This is a genomic window from Agrococcus sp. TF02-05 (genome assembly GCF_017565345.1).
Taxonomy (GTDB): domain Bacteria; phylum Actinomycetota; class Actinomycetes; order Actinomycetales; family Microbacteriaceae; genus Agrococcus; species Agrococcus pavilionensis.
In genome coordinates, this window is record NZ_JAGEKO010000001.1 from 479,697 (window position 1) to 501,445 (window position 21,749).

The 21,749-nt window shown below is 73.0% G+C and carries 21 protein-coding genes; 5 read left to right on the top strand and 16 right to left on the bottom strand.

Annotated elements, in window-relative coordinates:
* The first annotated feature begins 40 nt into the window (after positions 1-40).
* A complete protein-coding gene (locus tag JQT67_RS02445; protein WP_208063422.1) occupies positions 41-2,032 on the top strand; it encodes an alpha-1,4-glucan--maltose-1-phosphate maltosyltransferase in 1,992 nt (663 codons plus the stop codon).
* The gene (glgB, locus tag JQT67_RS02450) at positions 2,029-4,230 is read left to right on the top strand and encodes a 1,4-alpha-glucan branching protein GlgB (RefSeq protein WP_208063315.1); all 2,202 of its coding nucleotides are present in this window, start codon (positions 2,029-2,031) and stop codon (positions 4,228-4,230) included. Before JQT67_RS02445 ends, glgB begins: the two co-directional genes overlap by 4 nt.
* A gap of 528 nt (positions 4,231-4,758) precedes the next feature.
* Here the strand turns inward: glgB and JQT67_RS02455 are convergent.
* Positions 4,759-5,697, bottom strand: coding sequence for a tetratricopeptide repeat protein (locus JQT67_RS02455; RefSeq protein ID WP_208063316.1), 939 nt, complete (start codon positions 5,695-5,697; stop codon positions 4,759-4,761).
* The gene (locus tag JQT67_RS02460) at positions 5,697-7,616 is read right to left on the bottom strand and encodes a hypothetical protein (RefSeq protein ID WP_208063317.1); all 1,920 of its coding nucleotides are present in this window, start codon (positions 7,614-7,616) and stop codon (positions 5,697-5,699) included. Before JQT67_RS02460 ends, JQT67_RS02455 begins: the two co-directional genes overlap by 1 nt.
* A gap of 199 nt (positions 7,617-7,815) precedes the next feature.
* Here JQT67_RS02460 and JQT67_RS02465 point away from each other — a divergent pair, with 199 nt between their 5' ends.
* Positions 7,816-8,883, top strand: coding sequence for an AI-2E family transporter (locus JQT67_RS02465; RefSeq protein WP_021011410.1), 1,068 nt, complete (start codon positions 7,816-7,818; stop codon positions 8,881-8,883).
* A gap of 1 nt (position 8,884) precedes the next feature.
* On the opposite strand, the gene JQT67_RS02470 is transcribed toward JQT67_RS02465, so the two are convergent.
* From JQT67_RS02470 to rpsB, 8 genes are all read right to left on the bottom strand, one after another.
* Complete coding sequence (locus JQT67_RS02470; RefSeq protein WP_021011411.1) at positions 8,885-9,172, bottom strand: hypothetical protein; 288 nt, start codon at positions 9,170-9,172, stop codon at positions 8,885-8,887.
* A complete protein-coding gene (locus JQT67_RS02475) occupies positions 9,172-9,846 on the bottom strand; it encodes a transglycosylase SLT domain-containing protein (protein WP_307864166.1) in 675 nt (224 codons plus the stop codon). Before JQT67_RS02475 ends, JQT67_RS02470 begins: the two co-directional genes overlap by 1 nt.
* A 30-nt stretch (positions 9,847-9,876) precedes the next feature.
* Entirely contained in the window at positions 9,877-10,425 is a 549-nt protein-coding gene (locus JQT67_RS02480; protein WP_208063318.1) for a DivIVA domain-containing protein, read from the bottom strand.
* Between the two features lie 29 nt (positions 10,426-10,454).
* The gene (locus tag JQT67_RS02485) at positions 10,455-11,384 is read right to left on the bottom strand and encodes a phosphatidate cytidylyltransferase (RefSeq protein ID WP_021011413.1); all 930 of its coding nucleotides are present in this window, start codon (positions 11,382-11,384) and stop codon (positions 10,455-10,457) included.
* Between the two features lie 22 nt (positions 11,385-11,406).
* Positions 11,407-11,961, bottom strand: coding sequence for a ribosome recycling factor (gene frr, locus JQT67_RS02490; RefSeq protein WP_021011414.1), 555 nt, complete (start codon positions 11,959-11,961; stop codon positions 11,407-11,409).
* Positions 11,962-12,006: 45 nt separating this feature from the next.
* Positions 12,007-12,720: a UMP kinase gene (gene pyrH, locus JQT67_RS02495; protein ID WP_021011415.1), complete on the bottom strand. Its 714-nt coding sequence runs from the start codon at positions 12,718-12,720 to the stop codon at positions 12,007-12,009.
* A 139-nt stretch (positions 12,721-12,859) separates the two neighbouring features.
* Positions 12,860-13,687, bottom strand: coding sequence for a translation elongation factor Ts (gene tsf, locus JQT67_RS02500; RefSeq protein ID WP_021011416.1), 828 nt, complete (start codon positions 13,685-13,687; stop codon positions 12,860-12,862).
* A gap of 10 nt (positions 13,688-13,697) precedes the next feature.
* Positions 13,698-14,594 carry a 30S ribosomal protein S2 gene (gene rpsB / locus JQT67_RS02505; RefSeq protein ID WP_208063319.1) on the bottom strand — a complete coding sequence of 299 codons (897 nt, stop codon included), beginning with the start codon at positions 14,592-14,594 and terminating at the stop codon, positions 13,698-13,700.
* Positions 14,595-14,873: 279 nt separating this feature from the next.
* Between rpsB and JQT67_RS02510 the strand changes: the two genes are divergently transcribed.
* Positions 14,874-15,386 (top strand): murein hydrolase activator EnvC, encoded by a 513-nt coding sequence (locus JQT67_RS02510; protein ID WP_208063320.1) that lies wholly within the window; start codon positions 14,874-14,876, stop codon positions 15,384-15,386.
* Here JQT67_RS02510 and JQT67_RS02515 read toward each other — a convergent pair.
* The 6 genes from JQT67_RS02515 to JQT67_RS02540 all read right to left on the bottom strand — a co-directional run bounded on the left by JQT67_RS02515 (position 15,359) and on the right by JQT67_RS02540 (position 20,710).
* Positions 15,359-16,261, bottom strand: coding sequence for a tyrosine recombinase XerC (locus JQT67_RS02515; protein WP_208063321.1), 903 nt, complete (start codon positions 16,259-16,261; stop codon positions 15,359-15,361). The genes JQT67_RS02510 and JQT67_RS02515 overlap by 28 nt on opposite strands.
* Complete coding sequence (locus tag JQT67_RS02520) at positions 16,262-17,170, bottom strand: metallophosphoesterase (RefSeq protein ID WP_307864167.1); 909 nt, start codon at positions 17,168-17,170, stop codon at positions 16,262-16,264. It abuts the gene before it with no gap.
* Between the two features lie 64 nt (positions 17,171-17,234).
* Positions 17,235-18,440: a DNA-processing protein DprA gene (dprA, locus tag JQT67_RS02525; protein ID WP_243755504.1), complete on the bottom strand. Its 1,206-nt coding sequence runs from the start codon at positions 18,438-18,440 to the stop codon at positions 17,235-17,237.
* Positions 18,437-19,921, bottom strand: coding sequence for a YifB family Mg chelatase-like AAA ATPase (locus tag JQT67_RS02530; protein WP_307864168.1), 1,485 nt, complete (start codon positions 19,919-19,921; stop codon positions 18,437-18,439). The genes dprA and JQT67_RS02530 overlap by 4 nt, the downstream gene beginning before the upstream one ends.
* A 23-nt stretch (positions 19,922-19,944) precedes the next feature.
* Positions 19,945-20,298: a YraN family protein gene (locus tag JQT67_RS02535; protein WP_208063323.1), complete on the bottom strand. Its 354-nt coding sequence runs from the start codon at positions 20,296-20,298 to the stop codon at positions 19,945-19,947.
* Between the two features lie 88 nt (positions 20,299-20,386).
* On the bottom strand, positions 20,387-20,710 hold the full coding sequence (locus JQT67_RS02540; RefSeq protein ID WP_021011424.1) for a DUF2469 domain-containing protein: 324 nt from the start codon (positions 20,708-20,710) through the stop codon (positions 20,387-20,389).
* Positions 20,711-20,776: 66 nt separating this feature from the next.
* Between JQT67_RS02540 and JQT67_RS02545 the strand changes: the two genes are divergently transcribed.
* Positions 20,777-21,727, top strand: a complete 951-nt coding sequence (locus tag JQT67_RS02545) for a serine/threonine-protein kinase (protein ID WP_208063324.1) — start codon at positions 20,777-20,779, stop codon at positions 21,725-21,727.
* Positions 21,728-21,749 lie beyond the last annotated feature (22 nt).

Sequence of the window (21,749 nt, forward strand, 5' to 3'; positions counted from 1 at the left end):
TTGCAGGAGCGATGGGTAGGTTGTGCTCGTGGCGAAGCAGATGGATGTCCTGACCGGCCGGATCCCGGTGCTCGACCTGTACCCGCAGCAGCCCGGGAACACGTTCCCCGCGAAGGCGGTGGAGGGCGACGTGATCCCGTTCCGCGCGGTCGCGTTCCGCGAGGGTCACGACCGCATCGGCGTGACGCTCGTGCTGCGCTCCCCCTCCGGGCGCGAGCGGCGCGTGCCGATGGAGCCGCTCGGCGACGGCTTCGACCGCTGGCAGGCGCTCGCGCAGGTCGACGAGCGCGGCACGTGGCGATGGCACGTCGAGGCCTGGGCCGACGAGTGGGCGACGTGGCACCACAACGCCGAGATCAAGATCCCGGCCGGCATCGACACCGAGCTCATGGCCACGATCGGCGCGCAGCTGCTGAGCCGCGCGGCGAAGGGCGCGACCGGGGCCGACGCGACGCTCCTCGCGGGCGCGGCGAAGGCGCTCGGCGACTCGCGCGCACCCATCCTGCAGCGCTGGGCGTCCGTCAACGACCCCGACATCCTCGACGCGGTCGACCGCCACCGCCCGCGGTCGCTCGAGACCGCATCCGCCGAGCTCGAGCTGCGCGTCGAGCGCACGCGCGCGGCCGTCGGCGCCTGGTACGAGTTCTTCCCGCGCTCCGAGGGCGCCGAGCGGCGCAGCGACGGCTCCTGGCGCTCCGGCACCTTCGAGACGGCCGCCAAGCGCCTGCCGGCCGTTAAGGCCATGGGCTTCGACGTGCTCTACCTGCCGCCCGTGCACCCGATCGGCGAGGTCAACCGCAAGGGCCGCAACAACACCCTCACGCCGCAGCCGGGCGACCCGGGCAGCCCGTGGGCGATCGGCTCGAAGCACGGCGGTCACGACGCGATCCACCCGGACCTCGGCACGATCGACGACTTCCGCGCGTTCGTGGCGAAGGCGGCGGATGCCGGGCTCGAGGTCGCGATGGACCTCGCCCTCCAGGCCGCGCCCGACCACCCGTGGGTCACCGAGCATCCGGAGTGGTTCACGACCCTCCCCGACGGGTCGATCGCGTTCGCCGAGAACCCGCCGAAGAAGTACCAGGACATCTACCCGATCAACTTCGACAACGACCCCGAGGGGATCGTCGCCGAGGTGCGGCGCATCCTCGACCAGTGGATCGCGTGCGGCGTGCGCATCTTCCGCGTCGACAACCCGCACACGAAGCCGCTGTGGTTCTGGGAGCGCATCATCCGCGAGGTGAACGAGGAGCACGGCGACATCGTCTTCCTCGCCGAGGCGTTCACGCGGCCCGCGGTCATGCAGGCGCTCGGCAAGGTCGGCTTCCAGCAGTCGTACACGTACTTCGCGTGGCGGAACACGAAGGCCGAGCTCGAGGAGTACCTGCAGGAGGTCTCGGGCGAGCAGGCCGCGTGGTTCAAGCCCGCGTTTTGGGTCAACACGCCCGACATCCTCACCGAGTACCTGCAGTTCGGCGGCGTGCCGGCGTTCAAGGTGCGGGCGGCGATCGCCTCGACCGCGGTGCCGACGTGGGGCATGTACGCCGGCTACGAGCTCATCGAGGCGGTCGCGCGGCCCGGCGCCGAGGAGGCGATCGACAACGAGAAGTACGAGCTCAAGCCGCGCGACTGGGAGCAGGCGGAGCGCAACGGCACGACGATCGCGCCGTACATCACGCGGCTCAACGAGATCCGCGCGCAGCACCCCGCGATCCGGCAGCTGTGGGCGCTCGACGTGCACTGGTCGGACGACGACGCGATCCTCGTCTACTCGAAGCGCGTCGAGGGCCGCTTCACCGAGTCGGGCGAGGACGACACGATCATCGTCGTCGCGAACGTCGACCCGCACTCCGCCCGCCAGACGACGGTGCACCTCGACCTGACGAAGCTCGGCCTCAAGCCCGGCGACCGGTTCGAGGCGCACGACCTCATCACCGGCGAGACCTGGACGTGGAGCGACCACAACTTCGTGCGGCTCGACGCCTTCGTCGAGCCGGCGCACATCATCCACGTACGACGATCGGAGGCATGATGCTCGACGACGCAACCCTCCGCCGCCTCGCCGAGGGCGCGCATCCGCTGCCCCACGACCTGCTGGGCGCGCACCCGATCGACGGCTCCACGCACCTCGTGCGGGCCGTGCGCCACCTCGCCGACGCCGTCGCGGTCGTGGGCGAGGCCGAGACGCCCATGGAGCACCTCGGGCACGGGGTGTGGGAGGCCACGGTGACCGGGCCCATCCGCCCGTACCGCCTGCGCACGACCTACGGCGACGGCGGCTCGTGGGAGTCGGAGGACCCGTACCGCTTCACGCCGACGCTCGGCGAGCTCGACCTGCACCTGTGGCGCGAGGGCCGGCACGAGCAGGCGTGGAAGGTGCTCGGCTCGCGGCTGCGCGAGCACGAGGGGGTGCGGGGCGCGGCGTTCGCCGTCTGGGCGCCGAACGCGCACGCCGTGCGCATCATCGGCGACTTCAACGACTGGGTGGGCCGCGGTCACGCGATGCGCTCGATGGGCGCGAGCGGCGTGTGGGAGCTGTTCGTGCCGGGTGAGCTCGAGCACGCCGCCTACAAGTACGAGATCCTCACCGACCACGGCTGGGTGACGCGCGCCGACCCGATGGCGCGCTACACCGAGGTGCCGCCCGCGACCGCGTCGAAGGTCGGCATGAGCCGCTTCGCGTGGAGCGACGACGAGTGGATGCGGTCCCGGGCCGCGAGGGACCCCCACAACACCCCGATGTCGGTCTACGAGCTGCACTTCGGCTCCTGGCGGCCGGGCCTCGACTACCGCGAGATGGCCGATGCGCTCATCGAGCACCTCGAGGTGACGGGGTTCACGCACGTCGAGTTCATGCCGCTCGCCGAGCACCCCTTCGGCGGCTCGTGGGGCTACCAGGTGACCGGCTACTACGCGCCGACGAGCCGCTTCGGACACCCCGACGACCTGCGCTACCTCATCGACCGGCTGCACCGCGCGGGCTACGGCGTGATCATGGACTGGGTGCCGGGCCACTTCCCGAAGGACGAGTGGGCGCTCGCGCGCTTCGACGGCCGGCCGCTCTACGAGCACCCCGACCCGCGCCGCGGCGACCAGCCCGACTGGGGCACGCACGTGTTCGACTTCGGCCGGCCGGAGGTGAAGAACTTCCTCGTGGCGAACGCCGTCTACTGGATGGAGGAGTTCCACATCGACGGGCTGCGCGTCGACGCGGTCGCCTCGATGCTCTACCTGGACTACTCGCGCAAGGACGGCGAGTGGCTGCCGAACGTGCACGGCGGGCGCGAGCACCTCGAGGCGATCGCGCTGCTGCAGGAGGTCAACGCGACGGTCTACCGCCGCTGCCCCGGCATCGTCATGATCGCCGAGGAGTCGACCTCGTGGCCGGGCGTCACGAAGCCGACCGACGTCGACGGGCTCGGCTTCGGGCTCAAGTGGAACATGGGCTGGATGCACGACACGCTCCAGTACATGGCGGTCGATCCGCTGTACCGCTCGCACCACCACGGCGACATCACCTTCTCGTTCCTCTACGCGTTCTCGGAGCAGTTCGTGCTGCCGATCAGCCATGACGAGGTCGTGCATGGCAAGGGCTCGCTGCTGAACAAGATGCCGGGCGACCAGTGGCAGAAGCTCGCCTCGGTGCGCGCGTACCTGACCTTCATGTGGGCGCACCCGGGCAAGCAGCTGCTGTTCATGGGGCAGGAGTTCGGGCAGCCGAGCGAGTGGAGCGAGGCGCGCGGCCTCGACTGGTGGATCCTCGACCAGCCGGTGCACCGCGGCCTCATGTCGCTCGTCGGGCAGCTCAACCGCGTGTACCGCGAGACCGAGGCGCTCTGGCTGCGCGACAACGAGCCGGGCGGATTCGAGTGGATCGACGGCGGGAACTCCTCCGACAACGTCGTGGCGTTCCTGCGCTGGGGCGACGACCGCGACCCGGTCGCGGCGATCGTCAACTTCTCGGGTCGCCCGATCGAGGGCTACCGGATGGGGCTGCCGTTCGCGGGCGAGTGGGAGGAGGTCGTGAACTCCGACGCGGTCGAGTTCGGCGGCTCGGGGGTCGGCAACCTCGGCACCGTGCACGCGACCGCCGAGCCGTGGGGCGGCCGCCCCGCGTCGGCGACGATCACGATCCCGCCGCTCGCGGGCCTGCTCCTGAAGCCGAAGGCCGCGCCCACCCCGGCCCCCGCCGCTGCGACGAGCGAGGTGACCGCCTCCCCCGCGAAGTGACCGCCGCCTCCCGCGCCTGAGCGGCCACTTCCGCACGTGAGTGGCGCCTCCCGCGTTCGAGTGGCGCCGCTCGCGTGTGAGTGGCGCCTCCCGCATTCGAGTGGTCACTTCGGCGTCTGAGTGGTCGCTGCCGCGTTTGAGTGGTCATTTCCGCGTCTGGGTGGTCACTCCACGCGTGGACGGCCGAGCGCGAACGACCGCTCAAGTGCAGGCGTGACCGAGCCCATCCCGGACTGACCACTCACATCCCGGGGTGACCACTCACCTGCCGGAGTGACCACTCACCCGCGGGAGTGACCACTCACCTGCCGGAGTGACCACTCACCTGCCGGAGTGACCACTCACCCGCGGGAGTGACCACTCACCTGCCGGAGTGACCACTCACCCGCCGGAGGCGCCACTCACCTGCCGGAGGCGCCACTCACCTGCCGGAGGCGCCACTCACCTGCGGGAGTGACCACTCACCTGCCGGAGGCGCCACTCACCTGCCGGAGGCGCCACTCGAGCCGCAGCGGGCCGCGGCAGGCGTCAGTAGAGGAGGGCCGTGAGGCGCTTGCGGGCCGCGACGACGCGCGGGTCGTCGAGGCCGACGATCTCGAAGTGGTCGAGGAGCCGCAGCCGCACGTCCTGCTTCTCGTCGCCCGAGAGCGTCGCCATGAGCTCGAGCAGCCGCAGGAACGCATCCTCGACGTGCCCGCCCGAGAGGTCGAGATCGGCCGCGAGCATCTGCGCGTCGATGTCGCGCGGGTCCGCGGCCGCGGCCGCGCGCACCTCGTCGGCGCTCCTGCCCTGCAGGCGCGAGAGCAGGCTCACCTGCGCGAGGCCGGCGATCGCCTCGGCGTCGCGCGGGTTCTGCGCGATCGCCTTCTCGAACGCGGCGATCGCGGCCGGCAGGTCGCCGATCTCGAGCGCGTCGTACGCCTCCTGGTGCAGCGGCGGCACCGGCTCGGGCGCGGGCTCCGCGGGAGCCTCCTCGCCGTCGCCGACGGGGACGCGCCCCGTGATGCCCTGCTGCTCGGCGAACGCGAGCACCTGCTCGAGCACGTCCTTCACCTGCTCCTCCGGCAGCGCGCCGGTGAAGAGCGGCGCCGGCCGGCCCCCGATGACAGCCGCGACCGTCGGGATCGACTGCGCGTTGAACGCCTGCACGAGCTGCGGGTTGGTGTCGGCGTCGACCTTCGCGAGCACGAGGCGGCCGCCGTGGCCCTCGATGAGGCGCTCGAGCACGGGCGAGAGCTGCTTGCACGGCCCGCACCACTCGGCCCAGATGTCGATGATGACCGGCACGCGGTTCGAGAGCTCGACGACCTGCGCGAAGTCCGCGTCGGTGACGTCGATGATCGCGCTCGGCACCCCTCCGGGCGCTCCGCCGCTCGCGGGCGCGGCCGCTGGCTGCTCGTGGCGGGCGGCGAGGGCCGACAGGTCGACCGCTCCCCCCATCGACGCTGGCAGTCGAGCCTCCGACATCACTGGACCTCCCTTGCGCTGACGAGCGACTGGCTGTAGCCGACGACCTGGATCTGCGTGCCCTCCGGCGCATCGGCCGGCGGCACCGAGAAGAGCACCTGGATCTGGTAGGTCGTCTCGATCCCGGTGTCGGACTGCTGCACGCCCGCGAGGATGCCTGCGCCGGCCTGCGCCTCGATCTCGACGCCGCTCTCCGTCGGCGTCGTGCGCTGCGTCTCGAGGAACGACGTCGCGAGCAGCGCGCCGCCCTCGTTCGTGACGAGCAGCATCGGCGCCTGCTCGTCCTCGGCGACGCTCCACTCGAGGTTCGAGAGCTCGAACTCGGGCAGCGCGCGCATCGCGTCCTTCGCGGGACGGCCGATCTCGGCGCGGAGCGCATCGCCCTCCTCGCGGAACCACGCGTTGTACTGCGAATCGGTGCCGTTCAGGATGACGTCGGCGTACGCCCCCGTGATCTCGTTCGGCTGGTGCAGGAGCAGCGGGGTGTCGCCCGGCAGGCTCGCGGCGCCGATCGTCGGGCTCGCGACGGCCGGCAGCTGCACGCCCGAGGCGAGCGTCGTCATGTAGACGAGCCGGTAGTTCGAGCGCGCGTCGGGCTGCTGGAACATGAGCGCCGACTGCGCCTGCGCGCCGTCCTGCCAGCCGACGACGGCCATGACCGAGCGCGGCCACACCTCCGTCTGCTGCGGCAGCAGCAGCTCGACGTCGCCGTCCGGGATCCCCGGCGCCTCGGCGAGCTCGGCGTTCTGCGCGCGCACCTGGTAGTTCGTCCTGCGGGCCTCGAGCATCGGCCCCGCGAGCCGGCGCTCCGCGATCGCGGCGTCGAGCGCCGCGTCTGCCTCGGCGACCGTCTCGCGCGTCGACTCGAGCACGCGATCGAACTGGTTCTCGGTGAGCGCGACGGGCGGCAGCGTCTCCTCGAGCGTCGAGGGCGTCGGCGCGTCCGTCGGGGCGGCCTCCGACTCACCGCCCGGCCAGTACTGCGGCCCGCAGCCCGTGAGGCCGACGATCGCGACGACGGGCAGCGCGACGAGGCCGAAGCGGCTGCGGCGCGAGCGCGTCGCGCGGCGCTCGCGCGTGCCCGACTCGCGCCCGGGGGCGTCGGGGGCGGATGCGGTCCCGGGCTCGGGAGCGGATGCCGCGGCATCCGGCTCGGAGGGCGTGGCCGACGCGGCGTCCTCGCCTGCCGGCGCCGACGCATCCGCCTCGATCGCGCCCTGCTCGCCCGCGGGGGTCGTGGGAGCGATGGGCTTCGCGGGCAGCGGCAGCCCCTGCTGCGCCTCGCGGCGCAGCGCGCGGCGCTCGGCGCGCGAGAGCTCGCGGTGGCTGCGGCGCTGCGGGCCGCGACGGCGGCGGTGGTGGCGGAGCGCGAGCAGCAGGAACAGCAGCGCGAGCGCGAGGAAGACGAGCCCGGCCGTGATGAGCGGGCCGAACAGCGGCGTCTTCGCGTCGAACGGCCACGCGACGCCGATCGCGGCGGGCGCGGCCTCGCCGGGCGCGCCGGTGATGGCGACCGCGAAGCCGACCGGCAGGTCGATCGTGAGCTCGAGCGATCCCTCGCCCTGCGCCTCCTCGATCCACATGTCGCTGCCGGCGATCGCGGGCAGCGGCTCCTCGTCGCCGCGCTGCTCGTCGAGCACGAGCGCGTCGGTCTCGTCGACGCTCGCGATGGCGTGGGCGCTCTCGCCCACCCAGCCCTCGACGTCGTGCGCGCGCCCGACGACCGCGGTGATGGGTCCGTCGCCCTCGACGGTGAGCGTCTGCACGCCGTCGTGCGCGTTCATGGCCTCGCCCGGGATGACGACGACCTGCGACTCGGTGGGCTCCTGCAGCTGCGCGACGATCGTCTCCGGCGGCGCCCAGATCGTGCGCTGCCCGATGCCGAGGCCGAGCAGCACGAGCGAGATCACGAGGCTCACGGCCGCGAGGATGTATCGCACGGGTCAGAGGTCCTTTCACGCTCGCCGCGGGATGCGGCGGGCCGTCCGGCCGGACGACGCAGAGCGGGCAAGCCTCCAGGGTACCGACGCACCCTGGGTGCTGCCAAGCCCGCCCCTGCGCCGACCCGGCCGCGCGCCGTGCAGGGAGCGGGCCGGGGCGTCCGCCTAGGATTCGGATGTGAAGATCCGCAACGCCTTCGTGCTCGGCCTGCTCGGCGGCCTCGGCGTGCTCCTCGCCATCGCCATCGGCGCCGCGGTGCAGCAGATCGGCACCGTGCTCGTGTGGGCCTTCGCGGGCATCTTCCTCGCGCTCGGCCTCGAGCCGGTCATCCAGTTCCTCATCCGCCGCCGCGTGCCGCGCTGGGCGGCCGTGCTGCTGATCTTCATCGTGATCGTCGCGGCCCTCGTGGGCGCCGGCTGGCTCATCGTGCCGACGATCATCGCGCAGTTCTCGCTGCTCGTGCAGGCGATCGTGCAGGAGGTCGAGAGCGGGCTGCTCGACAGCGTGCTCGACTGGGTGCGCGAGACGTTCCCGGCCTTCGACGTCGACGGCACGCTCGACCAGCTCGGCGGCGCGCTCACCGACTTCAACACCTGGTCGTCGCTGCCGCCGTGGATGGCGGAGGTGGTCGGCTCGATCGTCGCGAGCATCGGGCAGGTCGCGTTCGCGATCGGTGGCGGGCTCATCGTCGTCGTGCTCATGCTCTACTTCACGGGCTCGCTGCCGGCCATCAAGTCGGGCATGTACCGCCTCGTGCCGGCGTCGTCGCGGCCGAAGTTCATCGAGATCGCCGAGCAGATCATGAAGTCCGTCGGGCGCTTCGTGCTCGGGCAGGGCGCGCTCGGGCTGCTGAACGGCACGCTCTCGCTCATCGTGCTCTCGATCGTCGGCTCCGAGCTCGCGGGCGTCTACGCCTTCATCGCGCTCATCGCCTCGACCATCCCGCTCGTCGGCACCATCACCGCATCCGTCGTCATCTCGTTGCTCGTGCTGCTGCTCGACGGACCGCAGACGGCGCTGCCGGTCGCGATCTGGTACCTCGTCTACATGCAGCTCGAGGCCTACGTCATCAGCCCGCAGGTCATGAACCGCGCGGTGAAGGTGCCGGGCGTCGTGGTCGTGCTCGCGGCCCTCACGGGCGGCACGCTGCTCGGCATCCTCGGCGCGCTCGTCGCGATCCCGGTCGCCGCGGCGATCCAGCTGATCCTGAAGGAAGTCGTGATCCCGAAGCAGGACCTCAAGTAGCTCAGGCGGCGCGCCAGCAGCCGGTGTGCCAGTGGCGCCGATCCTCGATCGCCCGCTCGCCGAAGATCGAGTCGGCGCGCCAGACGACGACGTGCGCGGTGCCGGCCGTGACGGACTGGCCGCAGCCGGGGCACGAGTAGTCCTTCACCGCGGCGTGCGCGGCCATCGGCTGCACGTGCCACTCCCCGCCCGCGCGGCGCTCGACGCGCCGCACGCCCTGCATGAGCCGCTCGACGTCGAGCGGCACATGCTCGGTGGCGCGGCGACGGGACGGCCGCCGCGACGGCATCAGTACCAGCCGACCCGCTGCGAGTGGCCCCAGGCGCCGCACGGGGTGCCGTAGCGGCCCGAGATGTAGCCGAGGCCCCACGTGATCTGCGTCACGGGGTTCGTCTGCCAGTCGGCGCCGGCCGAGGCCATCTTCGATCCGGGCAACGACTGCGGGATGCCGTACGCGCCGCTCGAGCGGTTCTGCGCGTAGACGTTCCAGTTCGACTCCTTCTGCCACAGCGAGTAGAGGCAGGAGTACTGGTCCTCGCCCCAGCCGCGCGCGAGCACCATCTGGCGCGCGATCGCCTGCGCGGAGCCGGGATCGGGCGCAGCGACCGCGGGGATCGGCACCGCGGCGCGCGCCGCCGTGCCGCCGCTCGAGGCGGCAGCGGGTGCGGCCGCGACGGGCGCAGGCTCGGGGGTCGGGGTGGGCGTCGGGGTGTGCACGACGATCGTGTCGCGCACGAGCGACGCGTGCTCGCCCGTGACCTCGCCGAGCTCCTGGCCGGGTCGCGGTTCGCTCAGCAGCGTGGCCGGCTCGGCGGCGACCTGCGCGCCGGGGGTCGCGGCGACGGAGACGAGCACGAAGCCCGCGGCGGCGACGAGCGAGACGCCCGAGAGCATGCCGCGAGTGCGCGTCGAGCGCGCGGAAGCGGTGGCAGATCGGGTGAACACGAGGATCGACGTTATCACGGAATGGTAACGACGCCGAGGGTGCGAGGGTCAGCGCACCGCCAGCATGAGCCCGACGACCGAGTCGAGCATCGCATCCACCTCGTCCTCGTCGTAGCCGCCGAACTGGGCGTCGAACTGGGCGGTGCGCACCTCGCGGGCCGACATGTCGGGCCCGTCCTCGAGGTAGTCGGCGATGCGGAGCGCGAACGCGTCGACCTCCGCGACCCGGTAGCCGCGCGAGATGCGGCTCACGCGCCGGAACCGCTCGCCGTCGGGACGGCGCAGCTGCGCGAGCACCTGCACGGCGCGCTCGCGGATCTGCGCGTACCAGGCCTCCTCGCCGTGCTCGGCGATGCCGCGCTCGTGCTCCCGCCGCGCGAACGCCTCCTCGAGCCGCTCGAGGGCCGCGTCGACGTGCGCGGGCGAGTAGCCGCCCTTCTGCATCGGGAAGCTCGTGCGCCGGATGCTCGACGAGTCGATCGCCGTGGCCGCGCGGGCGTCGGTCGCGTAGGCCCGTCGAGCGTCCTCGAGGAAGTCCTCGACCTGCTCGATGTCGTAGCCGGGCTGCGACCGCTTCGCCCTCGGGAACGTGCTCATCGTCACCATCATGCCAGGGGCGGCTCGCGTCAGGCGTGCACCACCTGGAAGAGCGCCATCATGACGACCGCGCTCGGCAGGATCGAGTCGAGCCGATCGAGGAACCCGCCGTGGCCCGGCAGGAACGACCCGATGTCCTTGATGCCGAGGTCGCGCTTGATGATCGACTCGGCGAGGTCGCCGACCGTCGCGGTGACGACGAGGAGCGCGGCGAGGATGAAGCCGAACCACCACTCCTGCCCCAGCAGCCACACCGAGAGCGCGATGCCGGCGAGCGTCGCGGCGAGCGCGCCGCCCGCGAGGCCCTCCCACGTCTTGCCCGGGCTGATGCGCGGCGCGAGCTTGTGCTTGCCGAGCCACACGCCGGCGGCGAGCGCGCCGGTGTCGATGACGGTCGTCATCGCGATCATCGCGAGCGTCCACCACTGCCCGCCCTCCTGGGCGGTGAGCAGCACGGCGAAGCTGCCGAGCACCGCGATGTAGGCGATGCAGAGCGCGCCGCCCGTGACGTCGGCGAAGACGGCGGATGCGCCGGTGCGGGTGCGCACGTCGGCGAGCTCGAGCACGCGCACGAGCGCGACGAGCGCGATCGCGCCGAGCGTGGACCACCACAGGCCCGCGGCGCCGAAGTACCACGTGATCGGGACGATCGCGCTGCCGAGCAGCACGAGCGGGATGCGCGGCACGTCGCGGCCGGCGAACCGCAGGGCGCTCGCGAGCTCGTAGAGCGCGAAGCCCACCATGACGGTGCCGAGGAGCATGAAGAGGGTCTTGACCCACAGCAGGCTCGCGAGCAGGAGGCCGCCCAGCAGGAGGCCGATGCCGATCGCGGCCGCGAGGTCGCGCCCCGTGCGCTTGTTGACGCGCGCGCGGGCCGCCTCGATCTGATCCCTGGCCGCGTGGATCTGCGCCTGGATCTGGGCGTCGATCTCGGCGGCGCTGCGATGCTCCTTGCGCATCCGTCGCCTCCCGAGCCCTCGATCAGACCTCGAGGAGCTCGGCCTCCTTCTTCTTGAGCGCCTCGTCGACGCCCTCGATCGACTGCTTCGTGATCTGCTCGAGCTCCTTCTCGGCGCGCGCGATCTCGTCGTCGCCGACCTCGCCGGTGAGCTTGTCGAGGTCGGTCATCGCCTGCCGGCGCACGTTGCGGATCGCGACGCGGGCCTGCTCGGCCTTGTCCTTGACGATCTTCACGTAGTCCTTGCGGCGCTCGGCCGTGAGCTCGGGCATCGTGATGCGCACGATCTGGCCGTCGTTCGAGGGCGTGACGCCGAGGTGCGGCGCGTTGACGATCGCGCGCTCGATGTCCTTGAGCGCCGACTTGTCGAAGGGCGTGATGACGAGCACGCGCGCCTCGGGCTGCTGGAACGACGCGAGCTGCATGAGCGGCGTCGGCGTGCCGTAGTACTCGACGTTGAGGCGCTGGAACAGCGCGGGGTTCGCGCGGCCGGCGCTCACCGTCTGGAAGTCGTCCTTCGCGACCTCGATCGACTGCGTCATCTTCTCCTTGGCCGAAGCCAGAACGTCGCTAATCACGTGGTTCCTTCCGTTGCTGTGGATTCTAGTGCGCGGATCGCGCGATCAGGCGCGCACGAGCGTGCCGACCGGCTCGCCGAGGATCGCCTTGGCGAGCGCGCCGTCGCCGTCCATGCCGAAGACGCGCATCGGCATCCGGTTGTCCATGCACAGGCTGAACGCGGTCGAGTCGACGACCTTGAGGCCGCGCACGAGTGCGTCCTGGTACGTGATCTCGTCGAAGCGGGTCGCGCTCGCGTCGAGCTTGGGGTCGGCGCTGTAGACGCCGTCGACGCCGTTCTTGGCGACGAGCACTTGATCGGCGTCGATCTCGAGAGCGCGCTGCGCCGCGACGGTGTCGGTGGAGAAGTAGGGCAGGCCGGCGCCCGCGCCGAAGATCACGACGCGGCCCTTCTCGAGGTGGCGCTCGGCGCGGCGCGGGATGTACGGCTCGGCGACCTGCGTCATCTGGATGGCCGACTGCACGCGCGTCTCGGCGCCCGCCTGCTCGAGGAAGTCCTGCAGCGCGAGCGAGTTCATGACCGTGCCGAGCATGCCCATGTAGTCGGCGCGGCCGCGGTCCATGCCGCGCTGGCTCAGCTCGGCGCCGCGGAAGAAGTTGCCGCCGCCGACGACGATCGCGATCTCGACGGTCTCCGCCGCCTCGGCGATCTGCTTCGCGATCGCGGAGACGACGTCGGGGTTCACGCCGAGGCTGCCGCCGCCGAACGACTCGCCCGAGAGCTTCAGGAGGACTCGGCGGCGCGACTGTGCTGGCATGGACTCCTCCTGGATCGTGACCCCCGGCGGGCCTCCAGAAGCCTACCGCGACCGCCGGAGGGCGAGGTCCGGGCACTGCTCCGTGCCGGGGGACGACGAAGGGCCGGGGTCTCCCCCGGCCCTCCTGTCGAGCGTGCTGCTACGCGCCGACCTTGAAGCGCGCGAAGCCGGTGACCGTGAGGCCGGCGGCCTCGAGGACCTTGCCGACGGTCTGCTTGCTGTCGCGGGCGTAGTCCTGGTCGAGCAGGACGATCTGCTTGAAGAAGCCGTTGAGGCGGCCCTCGATGATCTTCGGCAGGGCGCCCTCGGGCTTGCCCTCGCCGCGAGCGATCTCCGAGACGAGCTCGCGCTCCTTCTCGACCTGCTCGGCCGGCACCTCGTCGCGCGAGACGAAGGTCGGGTCGAACATCGCGATGTGCTGCGCGACGGCGCGCGCCGTCTCCGCGTCGTCGCCCGAGTAGGCGACCACGACGCCGACCTGCGGGGGCAGGTCCTTCGACGTGCGGTGCAGGTAGACGGCGTGCTGCTGGCCCTCGACGCGCGTGACCTTCGTGAGCTCGACCTTCTCGCCGATCGTGGCGGCCTGCTCCTCGATGATCGACTTGACGGTGCCCGACTCGGCCGGAGCGGCGAGCGCCGACTCGAGGTCGGTCGCGCCCGCGGCGGCGACCGCAGCGACGACGCGCTCCGAGAGCGCGATGAACTTCTCGTTCTTCGCGACGAAGTCGGTCTCGCAGCCGAGCGCGATCATCGTGACGGCGCCCTCGCCCTCGGCGACGGCGACGAGGCCCTCGCTCGTGGAGCGGTCGGCGCGCTTCGCGTTGCCCTTCGCGCCCTTGAGGCGGAGGATCTCGGTCGCCTTCTCGACGTCGCCGCCGGCCTCCTCGAGGGCGGCCTTCGTGTCGCTCATGCCGGTGCCGAGCTGCTCGCGCAGCATCTTGAGGTCGGCGATGCTGATGTTGGCCATGCGCTGCTCCTTAGTTCGACTCGGACGCGGTGGCGTCCTCGGTGGTCTCGGCGGCGGGCGCCTCCTCGGCCGGAGCCTCGGCGGCGGCCTCGGCCGGCGCCTCCTCCGCGGCGGGCGCGGCGTCGGCGGCGGGCGCGGCGGCCTGCTCGGCGTTCGCCTGCTCGAGGAGCTCGCGCTCCCACTCGGCCATCGGCTCGACCTCGGCGTCGGCACCGCCGCCGTGGCGCTGCATGAGGCCCTCGGCGGCCGCGTCGGCCACGATCTTCGTCAGCAGCGCGACCGAGCGGATCGCGTCGTCGTTGCCCGGGATCGGGTAGGCGACGTCGTCGGGGTCGCAGTTCGTGTCGAGGATGGCGATGATCGGGATGCCGAGCTTCTTCGCCTCGTCGACCGCGAGGTGCTCCTTGTTCGTGTCGACGATCCACAGCGCGGACGGCGTGCGCTGCAGGTTGCGGATGCCGCCGAGCGACTTCTGCAGCTTGAGGAGCTCGCGCTTCTTGAGCAGCAGCTCCTTCTTCGTGTAGCCCTGCGTCGTGTCGTCGAAGTCGAGCTCCTCGAGCTCCTTCATGCGGCTCAGTCGCTTCGAGACCGTGTTGAAGTTCGTGAGCAGGCCACCGAGCCAGCGCTGGTTGACGTAGGGCTGGCCCACGCGCGTCGCCTGCTCGGCGATCGACTCCTGCGCCTGCTTCTTGGTGCCGACGAAGAGCACGCTGCCGCCGTGGGCGACGGTCTCCTTGACGAAGTCGTACGCCTTGTCGATGTGGGCGAGCGACTGCTGCAGGTCGATGATGTAGATGCCGGAGCGCTCCGTGAAGATGAATCGCTTCATCTTGGGGTTCCAGCGTCGGGTCTGGTGCCCGAAGTGCACGCCGCTGTCGAGCAGCTGGCGAGTCGTGACGACGGCCATGGCCGCCTCCTTTTTCTGTTCTGGTTGCCGGCTCGACCGGTCGGCCGAGCCCCTGGCGCCCTGACGCACCACCACCAGGCGTTCGAGCACGGAGCTTGCAGGCTCTGTGGTCGAGCGCTGGACCAACGGAGGTGTCGTCGCGACGGGCGCGCGTAGTCATCGCCGAGAGGCGACGCCCTCCCATGCTACACGCCGCGGGGCCCGCCGTCGCGGGCGCGTTCTCCACCGGTGCCGCGCGCATCCGCCCCGCCCCGCCGCCCTCCGCGGCACGCTGTCGGGATGCGCGCCCTCGCGATCCTGCTCGCGCTCGCCGTCGCGCCGTGGGCGTGGCCGGTCGAGCCGGCGGTCGTGGCGCGCGCGTTCGACATGGCGGCCGGGCCCTACGGTCCCGGGCATCGCGGCATCGACCTCGAAGCGGCACCGGGGTCGGCGGTCGTCGCGCCGGACGACGGCACGGTGCGCTTCGCCGGCCCGGTCGCCGGCCGGCCGGTCGTCTCGATCGAGCACGCGGGCGGGCTCGTGTCGAGCTTCGAGCCAGTCGAGCCCGCCGTCGTGCGCGGCGATGCCGTGCGCCGGGGCGAGCGGATCGGCACGCTGCTGCCCGGCCACGTGCCGGGCGCGACGAGGCTGCACGTCGGGGCGCGGCTCGCCGGGCAGTACGTCGACCCGCTGCCGCTCCTCGGCGTCGAGCGGCCGGTGCTGCTGCCCATGCGGGGCGGCAAGCGCACCCTGGCACGCGGATGCGCTCGGGCGCGCGGGTGCGCTCAAGCGCGCGGGTGGGCGGTGCGGTAGGCCTCGGCGAGGCGCTCGAGCGAGACGTGCGTGTAGATCTGCGTCGTGCCTAGGCTCGAGTGGCCGAGCATCTCCTGCACCGCGCGGAGGTCGGCGCCCCCGTCGAGGAGGTGCGTCGCCGCGGTGTGGCGGAGGGTGTGCGGCCCGTGCGGGCCCGAGCCCGGCGTCGCCTCGAGCAGCGACGTCACGAGCTCGTGCACGCGCCGCTGCCCGAGGCGCCCGCCCCGCGCGCCGAGGAAGAGCGCCGGCTGCGAGCGCGCGGCGCTCACGAGCCGCGGCCGGCCGCTGCGGAGCCAGTCGACGACCGCGTCGAGCGCGGGCCGGCCGAAGGGGACGACGCGCTCCTTCGAGCCCTTGCCCGTGACGCGCACGGTGAGCCGCTCGAGATCGACGTCGTCGACGTCGAGCCCGACGAGCTCGCTGACCCGCAGCGCGCTCGCGTAGAGCAGCTCGACGACGGCGACGTCGCGGAGCGCCGTCGCGTCGCCCTCGGCAGCCGCTGCGTGGAGCGACGCCAGCACGGCGTCGATCGCTTGCCGGGAGAGCACGCGAGGCAAGTGGCGATCGCGCTTCGGCGTGCGCAGCCGCGCCGCGACGTCGTCGCCGCCGTGCGTGGCGAGCCACCGGCTGAACCCGCGCGCCGCGGCCGAGCGCCGGGCGATCGTCGACTTGCCCATGCCCGACTCCGCGCTCGCGTAGAGCCAGTCGCGGAGCGCGTCGAGGTCGATGTCGGCGGCGTCGCGGATGCCCGAGCGCTCGCAGTGCTCCTCGAGGCTGCGGAGGTCGCCGCGGTAGCCGCGCACGGTGTTGGCCGAATAGCCGCGCTCGCGCTCGAGGTGGGCGAGGTAGGCCTCGATGCCCTCGGCGAGCAGCACTCAGGCCTCGTCGGCGGGGGCGGGCTTGCGGCTGAAGCGGTCGAGCCGCTCGGCGGGCTCGAGCGCGTCGACGGCGCGCGCGAGCTCGGCGGGCACCGTCTCGCGCGAGTCGTGCGGCAGCGCCGGCACGACCGAATGGGCGATCGCGTCGGCGTACACCTCGACGAGGTTGAACGACTGGGTCGCGTCGATGCCGTGCATCGCCGGCGGCGGGCCGGCGAGGTCGTCGGCGTAGCTCGTCGCGCTCGCGAGCACGACGGGCACCTCGGCGAAGGTGCCCGAGCCGCCGATGTGGAGGTGGCCGGAGAGGATCGCGCGCACGTCGGCGCCGTCGACGACCTCGCGGAGTCGCTGCTCGTCGCGGAACTCGAGCAGCCGCATCAGGCGCGTCCGATACGGCAGCGGCGGGTGGTGCATGACGAGCACGCAGCCGAGCGCGGGCGGGTCGGCGAGCGCATCGGCGAGCCACTCCGCCTGGCCCTCGTCGAAGCCGCCGTGGTGCCAGCCGGGCAGGCTCGAGTCGAGCGCGACGATGCGCAGCCCGCCGACCTCGACGATCGAGTCGATCGGGTCGAGGGGCTCCCCGCCGAGGCCGAGCGCCTCGCGCATCGCGGGCCGCTCGTCGTGGTTGCCGGCGGTCCAGACGATCGGTGCGCCGATCTCGGCGGCGACGGGCTCGAGGATCTCGCGCGCGAGCGCGTACGCGCCCGGCTCTCCGAGGTCGGCGACGTCGCCCGAGACGACGATGAGGTCGGCATCCGCCGCCGCGACGCGCAGCCGCGCCGCGCTGTCGCGGAGGTGCGCCTCGGTGTCGACGAGGTCGGCGAGCGGCGCGCCGCCCGCGAGCAGGTGCGTGTCGCTGAGGTGCGCGATGACGACCGCCGCGTCCGGGTGCATGCCGTAGGTCACGCGCTCAGGCTAGTCACGCACGGCGCGCGGCTCCGGCGAACGCGCCGGACGGCACGGCCACCGCCTACCTCGCCGCCTTCACCCAACCACCCGCGCGCTCGACGGCTCGCGCGCCGAGCTCGAGGAGCGAGAGCGACGCGACGACGTCGCCGCGCGCCATGCCGGTGCGCACGGCGAGCTCGTCGACGGCGCGCGCCGCCCTCGCGCTCAGCGCGTCGAGCACCCGCAGCTCGTCGCTCGAGAGCCCGCCGATCGGCGGCTGCTCCTCCCCCGGCCCGTCGACGAGCTCGACGATGTGCTCGGCGCGCTCGATCACCGCCGCGCCGTAGTCGCGCAGCAGCCGGTGGCAGCCGGTGCTCGCGCCCGAGGTGACGGGGCCGGGCACGGCGCCGAGCGGCCGCCCGAGCGCCGCGGCGTGCCCCGCGGTGTTGATCGACCCGGAGCGGCTCCCCGCCTCGACGACGACGGTCGCGCTCGCGAGCGCCGCGATGAGCCGGTTGCGCGCGAGGAACCGCCAGCGGGTGGGCGGCACGCCGCTCGGCGCCTCGGCGATGACGCAACCAGTCGCGGCGACGCGCTGCAGCAGCTCGTCGTGCCCCGCCGGGTAGAAGCGATCGAGTCCGCCGGCGAGCACGGCGACGGTCGTGCCCCCGGCGGCCATCGCGGCGCGATGCGCGGTGCCGTCGATGCCGTACGCGCCGCCGGAGACGACGGCGAACCCGCGGTCGACGAGCCCGGCGGCGAGCTGCCCGGTGACGAGCTCGCCGTAGCCCGACGAGGCGCGCGAGCCGACGAGCGCGGCCGAGCGCGCGCACCGCGCGAGCGTCGCCGGATCGCCGCGGACCCACAGTCCGGCCGGCGCGTGCGGACCGAGGTCGTCGATGGCTGTCGGCCAGCTCGCGTCGGCTCTCGTGAGCAGCAGCTGCCCGAACGCGGCGCCTTGCGTGAACGCCGAGAGGATCCGCTCCGCCTCGAGCCGCGGGCGCCAGCGCTCGACGCCCGCCGAGACCGCTCGTGCCGCCTCGGCGTCGCCGAGCTCGTCCGCCCACGTGCTCGCGCCGGCGCCCTCGACGAGCAGCTCGAGCGCTCGCACGTCGCCGATGAGCTCGCGAGCGACGCCGACGGCGCCGTCGCCGGGCTCGGGCAGCACCGTCCAGGCGCCGGCGGCGAAGCGCGCCACGACCTCGGCGTCGGTCGGCTCGACGCCCGGGGGCATGGTCGGGATCACGGCCGCCCTCAGCCGCTCGAGCGGGATGCGGTACGGCTTCATGCGGGGATCCCCTTCCGGAGCGCGAGCGCTCGACCGATGTGGGTGCGCGACGGCGCGTCGACGCCATCGAGGTCGGCCATCGTCCACGCGACGCGAACGGCGCGATCGAGCCCGCGCATCGTGAGCGCGCCGCGCTCGACGGCCTGCTCGAGCGGCAGCAGCAGCTCGCGGCCGAGCGGCAGGTTCCGCCGCAACCACGGCCCCGGCACGTGGCCCATCGCGCGCCACTCGGTGCCCTCGAGCCGGCGCTCGGCGCGCGCCCTCGCCTCCGCGACCCTCGCGGCGGCCTCGGCACTCGAGCGCCGCGCGCCGTCGGCGCCGGGCAGCACGCGATCGACCCGCACCTGCAGGTCGACGCGGTCGAGCAGCGGCCCGGAGAGGCGGCTCAAGTAGCGGCGCCGCTGCTGCGGCGGGCACGTGCACTCGCCGCTGCCGAAGAGCCCGCACGGGCACGGGTTCGCGGCGAGCAGGAGCTGGAAGCGCGCGGGGAACGTCGCGACGCCCGCCGCGCGGTGGATCGTGATCGTGCCCGACTCGAGCGGCTGGCGCAGCATGTCGAGCACGGTGCGCGGGAACTCCGGCGCCTCGTCCAAGAAGAGCACGCCGTGCGTGGCTCGCGCGGCGGCGCCCGGGCGGATCGTGCCCGACCCACCGCCCACGAGCGAGACAGCCGTCGCGGAGTGGTGCGGGTGCTCGAACGGCGGCAGCACGTCGAGGGTCGAGGGCGGCGGCTCGCCCGCGAGCGAGCGCAGCGACGCGACTTCGAGCGCCTCCTGCTCGGTGAGCGCCGGGAGGATCCCGGGCAGCCGCATCGCGAGCATCGTCTTGCCCGCGCCGGGCGGGCCGACCATGAGCAGGTGGTGGGAGCCGGCGGCCGCGATCTCGAGCGCTTCGACGGCGTCGCGGTTGCCGACGACGTCGGCGAGGTCGAGGTCGGCGTGGGCGCGCGGCACGGGGGCGGCCGCCGGGACAGGCTCGACGGGTTCCGGGTCGAGGTCGGCGCCGAGCAGCGCCGCCGCGTGCGCGAGGCTCGGCGCTCCGAGCACGCGGATGCCCGCGACGAGCGACGCCTCGTCGACGGACGCGGTCGGCACCACGACGCGCGTCATCCCGGCCTCGGCCGCAGCTCGCGCGAGCGGCAGCGTGCCGGCGACGGGTCGCAGGCGGCCGTCGAGCCCGAGCTCGCCGAGCAGCGCCGTCTCGCCGTCGTCGGGCGGTACGACCCGCATGGCGCGCAGCACCGCGACGCCCATCGCGAGGTCGAAGTGCGTGCCGGCCTTCGGCAGCGACGCGGGCGTGAGGTTGATGACCGTCTTCCCGTGCGGCGGGGTGAGCCCGGCTCGAGCGATCGCGCTCCAGGTGCGGTGCTGCGCCTGCTGCACGGCGCGATCAGGCAGCCCGACGATGTGCACGCGCGGCAGCCCGCTCGAGGCGTGCACCTCGATCTGCACGCCGACGCCCGCCAGTCCCTGCAGCGCCACGCACGCCGCCCGCCCGAAGCCGCTCACTCGATGCCCCGCAGGTGCTCGACGCGCCAGCGACCGGAGCGCGGCGCGATGACCGCGACGGCGTCCATGCGGATCGGCCCGCGATGGCGGTGCACGCCGAGCCACACGCCCGCGAGCGTGCGCAGCCGCCGCACCTTCTCGGGCGTGATCGCTTCGAAGGGATGCCCGAACTCGAGCCCGCGGCGCGTCTTCACCTCGACGAAGACGAGCGTCTCGCCGTCGAGCGCGATGATGTCGACCTCTCCGTGCGGGCAGCGCCAGCGCCGGTCGACGATGCGCATCCCCGCGCGCTCGAGGTGCACGCTCGCGGCGGCCTCGCCGTCGAGCCCCAGCTCATCCTTCGCCCGCATGGGGCAGAGGAAAGCGGATGCGGCAGCTCACGCGCTCGACGCGGGCGCGGCGTTGTGGAGAACGAGCGGGCGGCAGCGCCCGCCTGCGTCACTCCTCGATCGCGAGGTCCTTCGGCAGCTCGAGGTCGCGCGAGGCGAGCTCCTCGACGTTGACGTCCTTGAAGGTCAGGATGCGCGCCGACTTGATGAAGCGGTCGGAGCGGTAGATGTCCCACACCCAGACGTCGGTGAGCTCGAGCTCGAAGTAGAAGTCGGTGCCGGCGTCGTGGCGCGTGACCTTGACGTCGTTCGCGAGGTAGAACCGTCGCTCGGTCTCGACGACGTGCTTGAACATGCCGACGACGTCGCGGTACTCCTTGAAGAGGGCCAGCTCGACTTCGCGGTCGTAGTCCTCGATGTCCTCGGGTTCCACGCATCCATCCTATGCCGCCCCGGCGCGCGGGCGGACCGGTGGCCGAGCCCTGCCTAGGATCGGGGCGTGGCTGTGGCATTCGCGGGGCGGTTCGCGCTCGTCGACCCGCTCGCGGAGGGCGGTTCAGGGGTCGTCTGGCGCGCGTGGGACCTGCGCGAGCGGCAGTACGTCGCGGCGAAGGTGCTCCGCCAGGTCGACGCGGCCTCGCTCGTGCGCTTCGCGCGCGAGCAGGCCACGCGCATCCGGCACCCGCACGTGCTCACCCCCACGGGCTGGGCGGGCGAGGACGACCGCGTGCTGCTCGCGATGCCGCTCGTCGACGGCGGCTCGCTCGCGACCCTCGCCGGCGACTTCGCGCCGCTGCCGGCACCGTGGATCGCGCGCATCGCCGACCAGGCGCTGCAGGCGCTCGAGGCGGTCCACGCGGCTGGCGTCGTGCACCGCGACGTCACCCCGGCGAACCTGCTGCTCGACGCGACGGGCACGGGCGAGCCGCGGTTGCGGCTCACCGACTTCGGCATCGCCGCGCGCATCGGCGACCCTCGGCTCACGACCGGGCCGTTCGCCGTCGGCACCGCGGGCTTCCGCGCCCCCGAGGCGCACGACGCCGATCCGCACCCGTCGGCGGACGTCTACGCGCTCGGCATGACCCTGGATGCGCTCGGCCCTGGCGGCGTGCTGCGAGCGCTCGTCGACGAGATGCTCGCCGAGGCGCCCGGCGAGCGCCCGTCGCCCGGGTCGCTGCGCGAGCGGCTCCACGCCACCGGATTGCTCGAGCGCCCGCTCGGCGACGACGTCGAGGTCTTCCGGCAGCTCCCCGAGCTGCCGCCGGGATGGGGTCCTCGTGGCCCGGCTCCGGATGCATCGATGCCGACCGAGAGCGCCCGCCCGGTCCCAGCGGTGGACGACCCTCCGGATCGGGCGTCGTCGCGTCGCGCGGGCGCGCTGCTCGCCGGATCGCTCGCGATGCTCGCCGTGGGAGCCACGAGCATCGTCGCCGCACTGCTGCTCGCATGAGCCTTGACTTCGCGATCGCAAA